Raw genomic sequence first — 15,947 nt, 5'->3', positions numbered from 1 at the left:
GCGCCTCCCAGAGATAAGGTGAAATAACCCGATTTTTTCATTTACTGCTAGAGCGTTAATTGGCTACTGTGCGAAGCGCCCGCTCCACCAAACTCATCAATCACGCGCCAAATCACCCTATTCCCCGGCGAATGGGTTTGAACGGTATAGTGGGTTGAGGAAAAGGGGGCTACATAACCAGCATTTTCAATAGGTACACCATCAAGCGTGATGCTGCTGAAATGTTGATAAAGCGGGGTAGTATTCTTGACCGTCAATTGATTACCCTGGCGTCCCCAAACCAGTTGATTTGCAACAACCTCTACCCTGGACTCCGCTAGGCTGGCAGGACGGTAAAGAATTTTGATGCAGGTATTAATGGCCACCATCAGCGCCGATGAAGCATTTTGCGGCACACCAGTTCGCTTTTCTTGTGAAGGGATCCCTTTAACACAAAGAAAATGCAGGCTTTCTCTGTCGCTCGCGAATACGGTGTCGCCCTTGATGATCTGAACCTGCCCTTTCTGCCCGCCTTCAATACGAAACAAAGGAGGGGTAACAATAAAGGCACTGGATTTCTGCATTGTTTCATTACGCACCACGGACTGAATCAAATAAGGTTTATTATCTGGGTTCTCCAACGGTAATGTCACCACAGCATTTTTAGTCGTCTCATTAAAAATCACCCGGGACATGCCTAATTGGATACCTGATGTTTCTACCTGCCCATAGGTAGCAAACGGAACACCGAGCAAAGTAGCCAGCAGTGCACCTAAGTGATGTTTATTAAAATATGCCACGATCAACATGTTACAACCTCTTATTACATCGGTATTCTTGTTGTTTTGAAAGTTGTTGAAGCTCTGAAGCTGAATTCAATGTAATCAAGATAAAAAACAAAAACAACATAACACTAGCAAAAGACAAAACATAGACGTTAATTTCAATCACCATAAAGAAATTAACCTTTAACTACAAAACAATCAACAACCAGGAATATAAAGACAAGTTAATTTCAGGAAATTCACCTGGCGCAAAGAAGCATTACCGACAGATTAAAAACTCATTCATCATCATGATGCGCATCAAAAAACATAATTACTAACCCCCTTATCAAAATAACCACCAGACATAACTGATTATCTTTTAATTAAGATAAAAAACAAATAGTTATCTTTATCATGCCAAATTTTACATACTTTCAATCATGCACTAACATCTCAAGGCTTCGATTTCCTCCTAAGTAAATCAAGCCAAGGACTCTACCTTTTCACACTACCTCAATTAAACAGGAAATAAGACATATGAGATTCCATCTCTCCCTCGCTGCATTGGCTTTTATCGCTTCTACGGCCAGCTATGCTGATAATGGGACAATTACCTTTAGCGGCAGCGTTATCGCAGCGGCTTGTGATATTCCCACACCGAACCTTGATATCCCAATGGGCACCGTGACACAAAGTGCCCTGTCAAACATTGGCGCCGTAGCGGCCACAAAGTCGTTCCAGATTGAGTTAACTGGTTGCCCTGACCTGTCAGCATCAGGCCTCACAACACTTAGCGTCGCTTTTAGTGGTGAACGAGATAATGACAACCACAATCTTTTAAGCCTGGATGAGAGTTCAACAGCGGAGGGAATTGCGATTGGGCTGTATGAAAACGATAATACGGCGATTAATATAAACAATGCGTCCAAACCACTGACTTTACAGCAAGGGGATATTCCATTGCAATTTATAGCCAAAATCGTCGCCACAAAAAACTCAATTACTGCAGGGAATTTTACTGCCACCACTGATTTCTCCATTACTTATAATTAACCACGACATCCTGTAATACTTTCATACCTTGTGGTTAAATTTTAATTTAGCCACATTTTTCAAGATATGTGTATCTCTCGTTACGTGGATAAAAAGGCGAACCAACTTGACTACTTGGCTAAAAAACACATGGGCATTTATCTTACTGGCAAATAGCTGCAATGCTTACGCTGGTGTGGTGGTGGGGGGCACCAGGGTTATTTACCCAGCTAACAACAAGGAAGTCTCGATCTCGGTGACCAATACGGAGCAAAAGATCCCTTTTGTTATCCAGGCCTGGATTGAGAATGAACGGCATACTGAGACAAGTAAGGTCCCCTTTATTATTACTCCACCTTTATTTCGCCTTGATCCGGAACAGGAAAACACCTTGCGTATCGTTTATGTGGATGGCGCATTACCTAACGATAGGGAAACGGTTTATTGGCTAAATGCCAAGGCGATCCCAGCCTCTAAAAAAACGACCGAAAACCGCCTGCATATCTCGATCAACACGCGTATTAAACTCTTTTATCGCCCCACTACGCTGATAGCCGACGCGGCCTCAGCATACAAAAAAATCACCTTTAAAACGCAGCAGGGTAAACTCATTGCCCACAATAGCACCCCCTACTATGTCTCTTTTGCCACATTAGCCGTCGGCGGAATAAATATCGAAAAACCAGGCATGATCGCCCCCATGAGCTCACTGGCCTGGGATCTACCGACAGGCAAGAAAAATAACGACGTGATCTGGAGCGCTATCAATGACTTTGGTGGCGTCTACCCGCAGGAAAAGGTTCAACTGTAATCATGACTGTGAAGCTCCCAGCGGCAACATGGCCACGCGATAAGCGAATAAAACTAAGCCACATCATCCCTTACCTGGCATCATCCTTTTCACTTGGCTATATCCCTGCCTCATGGGCAGAAGAGGATTACTTCAACCCCTATGCATTGAATACCCGTGGGCTTACCCACCCCGTTACCGACCTGTCACAGTTTATCACTAAAGGTAGCCAGCGCCCCGGTGCCTACCGGGTAGAGATTTATATCAATAAGGAGGAGGCCGGTACTCAAACCGTGAATTTTATCACTACCCCCACAGGACTGAAGGCGGAAATCAGCGTGGGTATGTTGCGGCAGTATGGCGTGAGAACCGCCGCTTTTCCAAAGCTGAATAACCTGGACGACCAGGAGATTATTACCGACCTCGCCGATGTGATCCCCGCAGCGGATAGCAGCTTTAACTTTAACCAGCAACGCCTTGACATCAGTATTCCTCAAACCGCCATGGAGGCGGAAGCCCGGGGTTATGTCAACCCGGCCTCGTGGGATCAGGGATTACCCGCCCTGATGTTGAACTATGCGTTCTCTGGAGAAAATAGCTGGCAGCAGAATAGCTCTGGCCCTAAAGACAGCTACTTCCTTAACCTGCGTTCAGGGGCCAATCTGGGAGCCTGGCGCGCACGCAACTACAGCACCTATAGCCGACAAAATGACCAAGGCTATCATTGGGACAGCATTAACTCTTATTTACAGCGCGATATTCATGCCATTCAAGGGCAGTTAACCCTGGGCGAAACCTTCACCCCTGGCGATCTGCTCAACAGCGTGCAATTTCGCGGTGTACAACTGAGTTCTGACGAAGCCATGCTGCCAGATAGCTTACGTGGTTATGCTCCGGTAGTGAGAGGTATTGCCAACAGCTTTGCCAGAGTGACCATTCGCCAAAATGGCCATACCCTGTACCAGGCCAATGTCCCTCCAGGGAGTTTTGCCATTACCGATCTCTATCCTACCGGCGGTAGCGGTAATCTCCACGTCACCATTACGGAAGAAAACGGCGAAGAACGCCATTTTGTTCAGCCTTATGCCATAATGCCAAATATGCAACGTGAAGGGCATTTGAACTACTCGACCAGCATCGGCAAGTATCGCGCATCTTCCCCTAATACCCGCACACCACTGTTTATCCAAAGTGGCCAGCGTTATGGCATGCCTTATGGTGTGACGTTATCTTCCAGCCAGCTTTTCTCCGGTTCCTATCAGGCCCTACTACTGGGCGCTGGTTTTGGATTGGATACGTTCGGCAGCCTCGCCTTTGATATTACTCAAGCCAATACTCAGTTGCCCGAGGAAACCGAATACCATCGTGGGCTCTCTTATCGCGTGCAATATGGCAAAGATATTACCCAACTGGGTACCTACTTGCAGTTTGCTGGCTATCAGTTCTCTTCAAATGGTTTTTATGATTTTAATGAAGCCAACAGGTTGAACTCTGCCAGTAGCCTATGGGGGAATAACCGCTACGCAAAACGTAATAAACTGCAGCTCAACCTCAATCAGGCTTTAGGCCAATGGGGGTCTATTTCGCTCTCCGGTTATCAACAGGATTTTTGGCACCAAAGTGGCATAGAACGGAATCTGAATACCCGTTATTACTTTGATTATAACGCCATCAGTTATTCATTAGGCATCAATTATACCCAGTCAGCCTGGCAGCAGAATAGCGATCGGCAACTGGCCTTTAGTATGCAAATGCCCCTGAGTCACTGGCTGCCCAACAGTTGGGGCAGCTATAGAGCCAGCTCAAGCCGTGGTGGCCCCGCCACTCAGAATGTCGGTATTGGTGGCACGGCTCTGGCAGATAACCGCTTAAGCTATAATCTGCAAACAGGTTACAGCAATAATGGTGAGGGAGCCAACAGCCTGGCAACCGCCACCTATAAGGGACGCTATGGCAATCTTGGTGCAGGCTATAGCCAGAGCCCACATGCCAAAAAGGCCAGTTATCAGTTACAAGGTGGCATTGTTGGCCATCCTTATGGGGTAACGCTTTCTCAACCATTGGGGGAAACCTCGGTATTGGTTCGAGCCCCTGGAGCCAGCGAGGTAAGCGTACAAAATAACCCAGGGGTCGCAACAGATTGGCGTGGCTACACCGTGGTACCTTATTTAAGTGCCTACCGTAAAAACCGCCTGACGCTGGATACAACCAGCATGGGGAACAACGTTGATATTGAAAAAAATACCCAGTCGGTTATCCCGACCCGCGGCGCGTTAGTGCTTGCTGATTTTAATGCTCAGGTTGGCCAGCGCATCATTGTGACGTTGACCCACCAAGGAGCCCCGCTCCCCTTTGGCGCACAGGCAGAATTGATCAGCGCGGCTCACAAAAAGAGCGAAGGTATCATGGATAATGATAGCCGGGTCTATTTCTCTGGCATGCCGAATGCCGGACGTATTCGCGTAAGTTGGGGAAATCAGCAATGTGAAGCCGACTATAAAATTACAGAGCAAAAAAGCTCGATTCACCTGATTAATACGCAATGTCTTTGAACGATTTCAATCATAAGGGTTCTATATGAACATCAAGTTAGCATTATCTATATTCCCAGCACTGTTATTTAGCAACCCCATTCTGGGAGCCTGTACTTACCCTGGGGGTAGCCAGGCAAGTTCAGCAAACTTCAAAGATAATTTACCCACTTCAATTTCAGTATCGAGTGGCTTACCCATTAATAGTGAAATTTATACTGGAAGCATGATATTGATCAGTAATACAACAGCAACATGCGGCAACAGCAACAACACGCTTTATTTCTCTATGCAATCTTCCCCCAGTCTCGGCAACGCCGTCTATCCAACGTCATTGCCTGGCGTGGGTGTCTCCATATCACACCTGGGTGTAAATTTAGCCAACCCTGCAGTATCCAGAGTCATTAACTTTAATCCGCTGTTAAACGCACCACTCTCTCCTCAGTTAAGGCTAATCAAAACGGGTGATATTACCGTAGGTGAACTCAAGCCACAAAATAGCGGGATCTGGGGGCAAACCAATATTAACGCCAGCGGCGTTCCGTTGTTTTATTATTTAAATCTCACCCCTGTAACAATACAAAAATCATCCTGTAATGTAATACAATCGGCTATTCAGGTCCCTATGGGCATCATCCATAAAAGCCATTTCTCCGGGGTGGGTAGCACAGCGGCTGAACGGACCTTCACCATTAATATAGAGTGCGATGGATTGACAGAAGTGCTGTTAAAAATGGACGGAATGGCCGATAGCAGCAATGCTCCTGGCGTCTTAGCCTTAAATACCGCTGTTACTCCCGTTGCCAGCGGGGTTGGCATTCAGATTTTATATGGTGATACACCGCTTACGCTAAATCAGCTTAATTCATTGGGCGAGTATAATATTGGCCAGGATGATATAGAACTCACTGCGCGCTATTATCAAACCCAGTCATTGATTACTGGCGGCTCGGCTAATAGCGCGGCGAATTTTACTTTGACGTATCAGTAATGGTGGCGGTTATGGTCACATACTGCTTAGAGCAAAGACAGTTCCAATCGGTCGAAAACCGATTGGAATGCCGCGAAACGGAAACCCGAAGGATGAGCCTAATGAATGAGACAAGTAACCTAAGCCAACAAAGGTGCCATTTGAAAAATAACGGATATATATGCATTCATTGCATCATTATGGATATGCAAATATTACCGTCATATTTACCTCTACATTGCCAGGTCGGAATGGTTGCCCGGTCGCTACATACTTAACTTTTAACCCCAAAGATTGGAAAGAGTTATTAACCTCCCCGATTAAGTAAGCTTTGTTAGGTTCTAAAATCTCATTAGCGCCAGTGAGGATCTGTATACCAACCCCATGAGAAGAATTGTTATTTGTTGTGTTATGGAATATTTTATTGGTATAATCAAAATTGCCTGCAGCTTGGACCGTATAGGTTACCTTCCTCGATGAGGCGCATTTAAGACTTAAACCAACATCTTTGGAGTAGCCTGAAAATTCAGAGGGAAATTTGGAATCCAGCACCACCAGATTATTATAATTATTTACATCACACCCACCGGTCGGAACAAAAATATCTTTTTCCGTGAAAAGATTAAATTTATAAGTTTCATCGCGAATCGAGATGGGATTTTGAGAAACCCTTATAACAACAACACCTAAAGACTCTCCAGCATTTATCTTAACGCCTCCCTGAGCCCCCACTGGGGATACATATAATTTTAATGGCAAATAATAATACTTACCTTTGGGATGCGGCATTTTCCATTTGGGCGTGTAGTCCTTAATTGGAAAAGGATAGTTACCACCATGCCATAAAATACCACCAGAAAATCCTTTATCTATAAGCAATTGTGGGAATACTGTTCCAGTTGATGCCCAAGCATAATCCTCAACACTAACATCATCATTTTTACAAGACACTTGCGTTGAAAGGTCAAAAATGATGTTGGCATTTGGCGTTATTTGAGGCTCGGATGATATCGTGACATTCATTACCCCTCCCGTTGACGGAATAGAACCTTGTGGCCCCATACAAGAAAAAGCATAAGCCTTGCACCCAGACAAGATAAAAAAAACTGAAATAAAAAACCTTAAGACATTTGTATTATTCACAACTCTCACCTTTATTACTGCCATTCAAGAACTAACGTTGTGGAAGCGCTGAAGTCTGCAGGTGTTAATGTTATATTATTATTGTATCGTTCTAAAACCATATTAAATCCAAGCGTACCTAAACAATTGTTTCCCGAACACTTCAGAGAACCGAAACGGCTAAAATCCGCATAAGCATTAAGATTAAAAGCATTTCTATTCATATCATAAAACGCGATAGCCAAACCACTTTTAGGTATTCCTATCGTTTCTAATTTATGACCACTCACCGAACCAGCGTTGTTGGAAAACTTAACTTTCAACCCATTTAATCCAAGGCATCTCACAGGAAGTACAACGGTTTTCTTTATTGAATCACTTGTTCCTGCCATTACATCACGTATATAAACCGTACCAAAATCAAGTTCAACACTATTGTTTTCATTAATAACGCAAGGAGGGAGCATAATACTTCCTCTTACCTTGATATCCACATCCGCAGCGTTAATACGCTGGAGTAGCAATCCTCCCATCGCCAAAAACAAAATCACACACTTAATAAATAGCCTCTCGCCTTTACTAAAAAAAGACATAAAACGCCTCTTGAGTTACCACATGAAACCACATTTCGAGCTTAGTAACTGTAATCCAGCAGCATGACAGCTTCACCAGTAAACTGTCCTAATGTAATTTTTTCATTAACGCCAGCGACTACGAACGCCTTAAAATCTATGCTATTTTCTTCAAGCGGCAGATCGTAAAACTTACTAGGCAGGTTAATAGGTAACTGCCCTCCCTTATCGTTTTCTATACTTATATATACTCCCTGAGCACCTTTCAACCTCAACATTCCTTTATTTTTTTGATTCAAACTTTCGTTCCCTTTGAATGTTATACTCACCTTATTTTTGGAACCATCACATTCGGACAGCACCAAGCGAAACACCTGAGGATGAGTGCGACTATTGAATGCAAGATATTTATTAACCACCATGCCAAAATCAACCACAATATCCTGATGCTGTGGTTTAATGATACAAGGAGTATTAGAAAGCGTTCCTTTTACACTCAAACCAATAGCATAAGAATGCTCATGAACCAATACCCCCGAGGCTAATAGCATAATTACTTTCCATGACAGACTATTTTTCATCATAATATGCATAGCACTTTCTCTTTATTACCAATAGGACAATGCAGGACTTTGCTATACGGGGGCTCTCTTGCACTTAGGGATGCCGTAGGTTGAATGTGTACGCGTAAAATGCAATGATCAGTGCCCAGAGACTCGTCAACATCCATTATTTTCAAGCGCAGCAACCACTCTGGTATATCAGGGTATAGCATTCAATCTCGTACTAGGCTGTGTCCCTTCAGGGCCTTACTTCTGCGCTATGATCCTGCAAGAGTTCCCCGTGCAATTAAAACTGAGCTGCGGGCGACCACCGTAGTCATTAACGTAGGTCAGTACCGGGTTATTACCCACGCTGGCGGCGCTCACCGTAAGCGGTAAATTACCCATCGGCGGAACCATCATCGGTTCAAATTCCTTAACCCCTTCGCCATCCATCTTACTGCTCACATCGACTAAAGTGACGAAATAAGGAGTCGGGTTGTTCACCACATACTTGTCCCCCTGGCGGCTCATCGTCAGCTGTTCCTGAGGAGGTTGAGCATTGGCATCAATAGCAATAGCCGCCGGCCGATAGAACAGCTTGATACGGGTCTGTAGCGCAATCTGCAACGTGTTGGGTTTATCGCTTTTCGGCGGTATTTCACGCAGGTTAAAGTAGAAAACCGATTCCCGATCTTGTCGCAACAGCTTAGCCGCAGGCAATGCTTGAACCTTTATCTGGCTGGACTTTCCTGGTTCAATACGTTGCACTGGCGGCAACACGGTGAGTGGACTCTGGATTTTATTGCCCTGCTCATCTTCGAGCCAGCCCTGTGCCAGATACGGCAGTTGTTTATTCTGGTTGCTGATATTCAAACTCAATGAATCCTGGCTACCATTAAAAACCACCCTGGTACGGTCCAGTGCAATCGCTGCCTGAACCTGCTGAGCAGCCAGCGCCCCTAAAAGAACCCCCATCCTTAGGGTGTTATTGCGCAGAATGCCTACCATACGGGGCCATACCTGCGGGGTTAACTTAGTGTTTATCATTACTTACTTCCCGACCATTTCGGTCTTTAAATCAGTTAGTTGGTTAAATGTTATTACTTCAAGATACTGGCTGAGCGTCCACCCGTTGGCACGGCAACAGCAGACTATCTATCATCATATTTTCTGGCAGTGACTCAGGCATGGTCACCGCGCACTGCGCTCCGCCATTCCAGTGTACCGTCATCACATCACCGGCCTTAATCCCGCTCAGGTAAACGCTGCCACCTTCATTAACAATGCCTGTTTCCTGTTGGCGGGCATTCATTACCGAGGCACCAAACGGCGGTTCACTACCGTCTGCCAGTTTAATCACCGCCATTGCTTTGCCCCCTGCGACGACCTCAAATTGCCGGTAACCGATCGCCCCTTCAGTCAGCGTTAACTGCACCACCGAGTTAAGCGCCTCCGCGTTATCACCTATCTTATTCAGATCGATGCTCGCCTGGCTGCGGTAATAGCTGTTCATATCACCAATCACCGCCTTGCCCCATCTATTAGTCTGGGTATTGCTGCCATAACCCCGTACCGGGATCCCGGCCACACCAGCGGTGTCAATCAACATACGTGTCCCCCCAGGCACACCCGCACGGTGCAGCGCTCCGCCTTGTTTGGTAAGAGTCATCCCGCCTTGAGCGGAAAAACCTAGCGCACTGTAACGGCTTTCCTGGTAGCTGGCATTGGCACTGATACGCGCAAAATCCCCCTCACGGCTGTAGTTGCCACTGAGGTTTACCCCGCTGCGTGCACTCCCCGCGCTTAACTGGTAGTTGCTGCGTTCGTCCAATCGGGTGCTGTACCCCACTCGGTGGGTCGTATCGCTGTTTGCCACCGAACCGCTGTAGCTGACATACGAACGTTCTCCCCAAGGCATCGACAGCGAGATGTATCCCCCGTTATCACTGCTCTGGTTGTAATTATTGCGGTACGCTGACAGAGACAGATTCACATTACGCCAGCGGCCGAAATCGAAATTACGGGACAGCGTCAGGGTGTAGCGGTCATTCGCTGGCCGGTTCCAGTAAGTCTCGTGGCTGTAGTTGAGATTCGAGCTCAGCTCCCAATCGCGAAAGTGTTTGTTCAGGCTGATGGTGTACATCTCTTTACCACCGCCGCTGCGGTTACCCGTTTCCCGAGCCTCCAGAAACTCCCCCATATTCATAAAGTTCTGCTCAGAGAAACGGTAACCGGCAAAGGCCACCTGGCTGTCATATTCCTCAAAGCTCTTTGAGTAACTCAAGCGATACGAACCGCCGCTGAGCGTACCTTGCTGGAATGGCAAGCTCGCACGGGACTGGGTGACATCCACAGACAAAGCGCCAAAAATCATCAGATCGCGGCCGATCCCCAGCGAAGCGGCGTTATACTCACCCGCAATTAGCGCACCACCATACAACGACCAACCGTTACTGACTCCCCAGGAAAACTCCCCTGTACCGAACAATGGGCCACGTATTCGATGCTGTAATCCCGAAGGTTTCCCCGTGGCAAATCTGAAGCGTACCAAGCCGGGACGCGTCAAATAGGGGATCGTGGCAGTATTGAGGTTGAACGCCTGCACGCTACCGTCTTGCTCTTCTACGCGCACATTCAATTCTCCCGTTACAGCATCGTGAATATCCTGAATACGGAATGGGCCAGATGCCACCTGCGTTTCATACAGTACCCGTCCTTGCTGACTAACGGTGACCCGAGCATTGGTCTTTGCCACACCTACCACTTCTGGTGCATAACCGCGCAGGTTCGGCGGCAACATGCTGTCGTCCGACACCAAACTGGCACCGGTAAAACTAAAGCTATCGAACATCCCTGAACCCAGCGAGTTCTCCCCCAGCGTTAACTTCGAACGCCACGGCGCAATCGCACGAAAAGCGTAGAAACGGCTCCAGTCAAACTGTCGCTGTGTGGAGCCTCCGGCACCACTTTGGGTATTAAAATTACCCTGCCAGTCGGCCCGCAAGCGCCAGGAAGACAAATTCGTGCCTACCACGCCATTGCCACTCAAGTTTTGGCTTCGTGCCTTCTGTTGCAACTGCTGTTGGCTCTGGGCATTCACACTGTAATCAAGCAGTATCCCGGGGATCCCTTCATCCCAACGCGAGGGCGGATCCCAATCTTCCGATGTGTGTTCCAGATAAGCTTGCGGAATACTCACATACAGAGATGAGGTAGACAGTTCCCCGCGAACCTCCATCCCCGCCAAGCTGCCCTCATCCAAGCATTCTCCCTGGTGCCACCAAGTTAAATCGTCGACCAATCCGGGCTTCAGCCCTAATTGCGCCACTAACGCCGAATTAATACAGGCCTTGCTAATGCTTGGGTCATTTTCCGACGCCAAGAATTGCACCTGCTGCTCCGGTAACTCATGCTTATTAATGCGTATCAGCATGCCGTAGGTTCCGGGCATAATATAGGTTCCGCGCGAGAACTGGCTAAGATCGAAGTTTTGCTTATCGTTAACATCCAAAACATCGGTGTTAAACTCAATGACCTGTGCGGAAAAGCTTGCTTTTGGTGAGGTCAGCAACGCCCATGAAATACACAGACCCAGCACCTGAAGCCGTGCTAATTTACCAACAGGTGACAACTTCATACCTCTAACCTTTATTGACTGTATTTACCGTGGTGTTTAATCTAAGTATTTAAAAATAATCCAGCTTAAATCTAACCGCAGAGAAATAGCTACCTGACCTGACAGTCTGATTATTTGCAATGAGCCGAAAATCATAATCAAGGCGCTTACTTTCAGAATGAACACTTCTCAATGGCAGCGGTTGGCCTGGCCGAGCAGTATTGCCAAATTTGTCGTTGAGTTGCAACGCAACCCCCGCCCCCTCACCCCACAGGCTAAAGTGTTCTCCATCGGGTTTACCATCAAATGTTATATGGAATCGTTTTTCACCTAATGGATTTATTTCATTATGCACCAACACGCAATTAACTAGAGCAATTGAAAATGTTTTACTGCTGCCCTGACCACTGTCAATAACGCCTGCTAACAATGTGGTATCTATAGTAATTGTTTGATCATGACTCCCCATACTAATTGTACAGGCGGAGTCCATAATCTCTCCTTGCATATTCACCTGCCCTACACTCTGAATAACGGGCGCCGCATGGATTGCTGTAGATGCCAATATTGTTGCCATTGTGAATGTTGCACCCATTTTATTTTTCTGCCAACGCATCACAGCAGCCCTTTCACAGGTAAATACACCAAGCATGCGAATAACCGCACGCCTGGTCTTTTTATACTCGTGAGTTTACTATTACGGATAAGCTAAAGCGAAGTTTGCCACGGCATAAAAATCACCTGGTGTGATCACAGCAGTGGCCGTTTCACCTTTCAGATAAGCAGCAAACTGCAACGTGTTAGTACCGTCATTCAAATTCTGCGCCGAGGTCGGGGTATTTAGTTTTACGGGCATACCACCTTGGGAGATCGCAACACCTGCTCCTTGAGCTGTACCCGCAATACCTAAAAGGTCAGCGTTATTAGCGGAAGCTGCGCCATTGAATGTGGTTTGCACACTTTGTTTAGTACTGATGTCACAGTTCTCCAATGTGATATCAAAGCTAACAGGCGTAGACTGACCACCGTTTGCCAGCGCCACTTTTGATATTTGGCCAAGTGAAACGGTTTGGTTCATAGTATCTGCCGAGATAGAGCAAGGTGCATCAATGATCGAACCCTCGAACTTTACAGTTCCCGAACCCTGGTTTGCCGCGTTCGCAGCGGAAGAGATACCAAAAGCAACAACAGTTGCCATCATGATTTTATTCAGTTTCATGAAAAATAAATCCTTAATAATTCTAGAGGTCTTCAATAAATGTATGGATATCTTTATATCCTGGTCTGGCCATCATCAGGCCGTCAGCACTGGGTTGTTACGTTAATGCAGTAACCCCCTATATCAGTTGTTCGATAACTCCCGGTGAGCCCTAGGGTAAACCGAAGCACGCATCAAATTTGCTGATGACATAAAGTTACCACAGGATTAAAAAATCAGAACAATAACCTTTGATTTTGAATAAAAATAGATTTTAACTCTACAAAATTAAACAAACAAAAGATAAAAGCCAGGTAACGTTCTCATTTTTCAAGGTGCGCTGAAATTTAATCTCAGAATTATTTATATGAAATAACAGGCGTAGCTGTCAGTAGAGGCTATCGACCCATTCAGCGAGAGATTAGTCTCCAAAATTCCCGAGGCGGTTAGGTATTCTATTCGATGGTTGACGTATTAGTGAGATAGTCTGAGATTAACTACTGCTCGAACAACTGAAAGCACTTCCTCACTTTTGATATTTTCTTTATCGCCTACACCGGTGTCGCAAAAGAGATGACCTATCGCTTGGCAAAAATAAAGGCATAATCCTACGGGATAGGCCAACGACTTAGCTAAAGTGATGGGATAGTCTGTAAGAACTCCCACCAGGCAAAAGAGGATCAGATGAAAAACCAGCAAGTAAGCTTAAAAACCATCCCAGAGCCGCAAAAAGACTGTTCTGGCGTGCCCGTGGCACTAACGGATGAAACCATCCAACAAAGAAAGAGCAACATCCTCAGCAGGATGAAGCAGCGTGGGCTTGATCAACTGGTGATTTACTGTGATGTGGAGCACGGTGGCAATTTTGAATATCTAGTCGGCTTTTTCACCCGTTTTGAAGAGGCCTTGTTGGTGATCAACGCCGATGGCGAAATGACGCTGGTGCTGGGAAACGAAAATCTCAATAAGGTCAGCAAAGCGCGAATTCAGGCCAAGGCGGTGCATCTTTCTCAATTTTCATTGCCAAATCAACCCGGTAGAAGCGATAAGTCAATTAAAGAGCTGCTGGTTGAAGCCGGCATTCGGGAAAATGCCCGCACCGGCCTGGTTGGCTGGAAGATGTTTACAGATGGGGCTGAGATCGACAAAAAAATCTATGACCTGCCGTCATTTATTGTCGATACCCTCCGCAACATTGTCGGTGATGAAGCCTGTTTATCCAATGAGACCGACTTGTTTATCGGCGAGCACGGGGTAAGAACGGTCAATAATGCCAACGAGGTGGCTCACTACGAATACGGTGCCGCATTAGCTTCCGATTGCATTCTGGATGCCATGAATAAGCTAGCCCCAGGCGTCACAGAGCAGCAGTTAGGGGATTGCCTGGTGCGCTTTGGCCAGCACCCGAGTATCGTCACCATTGCTGCCAGCGGCCCACGCTTTATCAAGGGTAACCTGTTCCCAACCGACAACACCGTGAAGTACGGCGATACGATCTCGTTAACCGTAGGCTATCGCGGCGGGGCCTCCAGCCGGGCGGGTTATGCGGTAAATGCTAATGGTGAGTTATCAACAGAGGCAAAAAACTATCTGGATGCGGTCGCCAAGCCCTACTTCTCTGCCTATGCCCACTGGCTTGAAGTGATTAGCGTTGGCATGCGTGGCGGCGAGCTGTTTGATCACGTGGAAGCGGTCTTACCACGCTCAAAGTACGGTTGGTCGCTGTGCCCAGGGCACCTGACCGCTGAAGAAGAGTGGATGTCTTCACCCATTTACCAAGGCTCGCAGCAAAAGCTGTTGAGCGGCATGATCCTGCAGATTGATATTATCCCTTCAGTGCCCAACTTTGGTGGCGTTTCTGCCGAAAGCACCGTGCTACTGGCGGATGAACAGCTGAAGTTGGAGATCCAACGGCAGTATCCTCAGCTATGGCAGCGGATGCAGCAGCGTAGAAAATACCTGGTCGAAACATTGGGGATAACGCTGTCAGCAGATATCTTGCCGATGTGCAGCACCGTTGCCTATTTGCGCCCTTATTTGCTGGACAAGGACAGCGCTTTTGTCTGCCAGAGTTGAGCGATCAGCTATATCGCGTATGGCTTTGGCAGAGAACGGCAACGAGTAAATCAGGCCAACAGGGTGTCAAAGGCTAACGAAAACAGTGCGGTTTCATAGGATGTTGAGGCGCTGGATAATACGTATTCCTCCCCAATGTCCTGTGAGTACAAGTACCAACGTTTTTCAGCCACGTCGACGCTTAAGCCATTGGCAAAAGGGTGAGGTAAGGTAAACGTGGTCGGGGATAAAGAAAAACCCCGGCCATCCGCTTTTATGATGGCTTCTTTCAACGACCACAGACGAAAGAAATCAACGTTTCCCCCCTGAGCGAGTTGTGTAAACTCCTCAGGAGTGAGCACATCCTGGTAGTCATGTATGTCAATGGGGACTCTCTTTTCCACATCAACGCCGATATCCCCTTGCGTGGTATAGGCACACACGGCCCAGGCCCCCGCATGGGAAAGATTAAATCCCCCTTTCATCCCCATCACAGCAGGTTTGCCATAGCGGTTATAGTGCAGTTTGGGAAAGTGACTTCCCTGATACCCAACATGTTTTTTTAATGCATAACGTAGCAGCATTCTCCCTAATAATGACCGACGTTTGTCGTCATCAAATCTAAACCGATCGAAGAGGATCCGTTGGTCTTTATCAAGATAATCCCGTTGCGAATAAAGCAGTTCGCTGCTTAGCTCGTCAATACGAGAGCAGTAGATATAATTGGTCATATTCTTTAGCCCTTCACCGACAGAATGCTGGGCAGGTAA

At 46.7% G+C, this 15,947-nt stretch carries 14 protein-coding genes; 5 read left to right on the top strand and 9 right to left on the bottom strand.

Translation table 11 applies throughout. From position 1 onward, the window contains the following. Positions 1 to 47 precede the first annotated feature (47 nt). Positions 48 to 788, bottom strand: a complete 741-nt coding sequence (locus ACX9GU_RS04080; RefSeq protein ID WP_218520301.1) for a fimbria/pilus periplasmic chaperone — start codon at positions 786 to 788, stop codon at positions 48 to 50. A gap of 495 nt (positions 789 to 1,283) precedes the next feature. Here ACX9GU_RS04080 and ACX9GU_RS04075 point away from each other — a divergent pair, with 495 nt between their 5' ends. The 4 genes from ACX9GU_RS04075 (at position 1,284) to ACX9GU_RS04060 (ending at position 6,090) form a co-directional block, all read left to right on the top strand. Then, positions 1,284 to 1,799, top strand: a complete 516-nt coding sequence (locus ACX9GU_RS04075; RefSeq protein WP_473193924.1) for a fimbrial protein — start codon at positions 1,284 to 1,286, stop codon at positions 1,797 to 1,799. Between the two features lie 106 nt (positions 1,800 to 1,905). Next, a complete protein-coding gene (locus ACX9GU_RS04070) occupies positions 1,906 to 2,589 on the top strand; it encodes a fimbrial biogenesis chaperone (protein WP_473193923.1) in 684 nt (227 codons plus the stop codon). A 2-nt stretch (positions 2,590 to 2,591) separates the two neighbouring features. Then, the gene (locus ACX9GU_RS04065) at positions 2,592 to 5,120 is read left to right on the top strand and encodes a fimbria/pilus outer membrane usher protein (RefSeq protein WP_473193922.1); all 2,529 of its coding nucleotides are present in this window, start codon (positions 2,592 to 2,594) and stop codon (positions 5,118 to 5,120) included. Positions 5,121 to 5,145: 25 nt separating this feature from the next. After that, entirely contained in the window at positions 5,146 to 6,090 is a 945-nt protein-coding gene (locus tag ACX9GU_RS04060; RefSeq protein WP_473193921.1) for a fimbrial protein, read from the top strand. Positions 6,091 to 6,267: 177 nt separating this feature from the next. Here ACX9GU_RS04060 and ACX9GU_RS04055 read toward each other — a convergent pair whose 3' ends face one another. From ACX9GU_RS04055 to ACX9GU_RS04025, 7 genes are all read right to left on the bottom strand, one after another. After that, a complete protein-coding gene (locus ACX9GU_RS04055; protein WP_473193920.1) occupies positions 6,268 to 7,212 on the bottom strand; it encodes a fimbrial protein in 945 nt (314 codons plus the stop codon). A 14-nt stretch (positions 7,213 to 7,226) separates the two neighbouring features. After that, positions 7,227 to 7,784: a fimbrial protein gene (locus tag ACX9GU_RS04050; protein WP_438691425.1), complete on the bottom strand. Its 558-nt coding sequence runs from the start codon at positions 7,782 to 7,784 to the stop codon at positions 7,227 to 7,229. A gap of 41 nt (positions 7,785 to 7,825) precedes the next feature. Continuing rightward, positions 7,826 to 8,356 (bottom strand): fimbrial protein, encoded by a 531-nt coding sequence (locus ACX9GU_RS04045; RefSeq protein WP_473193919.1) that lies wholly within the window; start codon positions 8,354 to 8,356, stop codon positions 7,826 to 7,828. Between the two features lie 216 nt (positions 8,357 to 8,572). Further along, positions 8,573 to 9,283 carry a fimbria/pilus periplasmic chaperone gene (locus tag ACX9GU_RS04040; protein WP_438691569.1) on the bottom strand — a complete coding sequence of 237 codons (711 nt, stop codon included), beginning with the start codon at positions 9,281 to 9,283 and terminating at the stop codon, positions 8,573 to 8,575. 130 nt (positions 9,284 to 9,413) lie between these two features. After that, the gene (locus ACX9GU_RS04035) at positions 9,414 to 11,945 is read right to left on the bottom strand and encodes an outer membrane usher protein (protein ID WP_473193918.1); all 2,532 of its coding nucleotides are present in this window, start codon (positions 11,943 to 11,945) and stop codon (positions 9,414 to 9,416) included. Between the two features lie 49 nt (positions 11,946 to 11,994). Beyond that, positions 11,995 to 12,576, bottom strand: a complete 582-nt coding sequence (locus ACX9GU_RS04030) for a fimbrial protein (protein ID WP_438691428.1) — start codon at positions 12,574 to 12,576, stop codon at positions 11,995 to 11,997. Between the two features lie 45 nt (positions 12,577 to 12,621). Further along, the gene (locus tag ACX9GU_RS04025; protein WP_473193917.1) at positions 12,622 to 13,143 is read right to left on the bottom strand and encodes a fimbrial protein; all 522 of its coding nucleotides are present in this window, start codon (positions 13,141 to 13,143) and stop codon (positions 12,622 to 12,624) included. A 663-nt stretch (positions 13,144 to 13,806) separates the two neighbouring features. Here ACX9GU_RS04025 and ACX9GU_RS04020 point away from each other — a divergent pair. Beyond that, positions 13,807 to 15,198 carry a M24 family metallopeptidase gene (locus ACX9GU_RS04020; RefSeq protein ID WP_473193916.1) on the top strand — a complete coding sequence of 464 codons (1,392 nt, stop codon included), beginning with the start codon at positions 13,807 to 13,809 and terminating at the stop codon, positions 15,196 to 15,198. A 50-nt stretch (positions 15,199 to 15,248) separates the two neighbouring features. On the opposite strand, the gene ACX9GU_RS04015 is transcribed toward ACX9GU_RS04020, so the two are convergent. Then, positions 15,249 to 15,908 (bottom strand): 4'-phosphopantetheinyl transferase family protein, encoded by a 660-nt coding sequence (locus ACX9GU_RS04015; protein WP_473193915.1) that lies wholly within the window; start codon positions 15,906 to 15,908, stop codon positions 15,249 to 15,251. Positions 15,909 to 15,947: the final 39 nt, after the last annotated feature.

This window comes from Serratia sp. K1WW1 (assembly GCF_055790865.1).
This window is presented reverse-complemented; position numbering and strand designations above follow the sequence as displayed.

Bases quoted from the DNA above. Each gene is read 5' to 3' on its own strand.
- ACX9GU_RS04025 (WP_473193917.1), bottom strand. From the start codon at position 13,143: ATGAAACTGAATAAAATCATGATGGCAACTGTTGTTGCTTTTGGTATC.
- ACX9GU_RS04040 (WP_438691569.1), bottom strand. From the start codon at position 9,283: ATGGGGGTTCTTTTAGGGGCGCTGGCTGCTCAGCAGGTTCAGGCAGCG.
- ACX9GU_RS04060 (WP_473193921.1), top strand. From the start codon at position 5,146: ATGAACATCAAGTTAGCATTATCTATATTCCCAGCACTGTTATTTAGC.
- ACX9GU_RS04030 (WP_438691428.1), bottom strand. From the start codon at position 12,576: ATGCTTGGTGTATTTACCTGTGAAAGGGCTGCTGTGATGCGTTGGCAG.
- ACX9GU_RS04020 (WP_473193916.1), top strand. From the start codon at position 13,807: ATGAAAAACCAGCAAGTAAGCTTAAAAACCATCCCAGAGCCGCAAAAA.
- ACX9GU_RS04050 (WP_438691425.1), bottom strand. From the start codon at position 7,784: ATGTCTTTTTTTAGTAAAGGCGAGAGGCTATTTATTAAGTGTGTGATT.
- ACX9GU_RS04045 (WP_473193919.1), bottom strand. From the start codon at position 8,356: ATGCATATTATGATGAAAAATAGTCTGTCATGGAAAGTAATTATGCTA.
- ACX9GU_RS04080 (WP_218520301.1), bottom strand. From the start codon at position 788: ATGTTGATCGTGGCATATTTTAATAAACATCACTTAGGTGCACTGCTG.
- ACX9GU_RS04075 (WP_473193924.1), top strand. From the start codon at position 1,284: ATGAGATTCCATCTCTCCCTCGCTGCATTGGCTTTTATCGCTTCTACG.
- ACX9GU_RS04015 (WP_473193915.1), bottom strand. From the start codon at position 15,908: ATGACCAATTATATCTACTGCTCTCGTATTGACGAGCTAAGCAGCGAA.
- ACX9GU_RS04065 (WP_473193922.1), top strand. From the start codon at position 2,592: ATGACTGTGAAGCTCCCAGCGGCAACATGGCCACGCGATAAGCGAATA.
- ACX9GU_RS04035 (WP_473193918.1), bottom strand. From the start codon at position 11,945: ATGAAGTTGTCACCTGTTGGTAAATTAGCACGGCTTCAGGTGCTGGGT.